Annotated in this window: 1 pseudogene; it reads right to left on the reverse strand. The window is 41.5% G+C overall.

Features of this window, described 5'->3' with window-relative positions:
- Nucleotides 1-107: 107 nt before the first annotated feature.
- Nucleotides 108-523: pseudogene (locus IX84_RS34765) on the reverse strand (element excision factor XisH family protein).
- Nucleotides 524-643 lie beyond the last annotated feature (120 nt).

Consider the following 643-nt stretch of genomic DNA (forward strand, 5'->3'; position numbering starts at 1 on the left):
AAGGTACACCTTATTCTTTATCAGTGGGTTGTGTGCCAAAGCGGGAATCGCTGGTTTGATTTTAGCATATTCATTTAACACTTTTAGTATTGCTTCCTGGTATCTTGTTACTTTATCCATGCTGATATTTTTATGGCTCCAATTTGATAAACCAATAGCTTTATTTTTTTCCTTGTGACAATTTCTTTGATGAATGGCCGTTGAAAAAAGCCATCGTAAGTCCGTTTGGGTATTGCCAAGTAAAGTTCGCGATTAGGGTCATCAAAGTCAAGAGCCAATGAATACATTTCATACTGCCCAACAGCCTCGTGCATGTCCTGTACTGGTGAAGGTTTGATGAAGCTCTTTATTTCTACCGCTATCTTGTGGTTGTCCTTCTGCGCTGCTATTAGCTTTTCTGTCCAAGGTCTATCCTGAAGTCAACTTTTCCGTAGCTGAAAGAATATGGATCATCGGTGATGGTCCAGCCTTCCTTTTCTAACGCCTGCTTTACAACGTCATGATATTTATCTCTTGTTGACATATCCTATCTTTTACACAGTAAAGATAATCCGGTTAGGCGCAAGCTACGCCTACGTCATAGCAGTATCACATAAAAAACAACTGCGACCCGGTTAGGTAGGCTGTGCGTGCATCCCCCCCC

The sequence above is a fragment of the Phaeodactylibacter xiamenensis genome, from assembly GCF_000759025.1.
In the GTDB taxonomy this organism is placed as follows: domain Bacteria; phylum Bacteroidota; class Bacteroidia; order Chitinophagales; family Saprospiraceae; genus Phaeodactylibacter; species Phaeodactylibacter xiamenensis.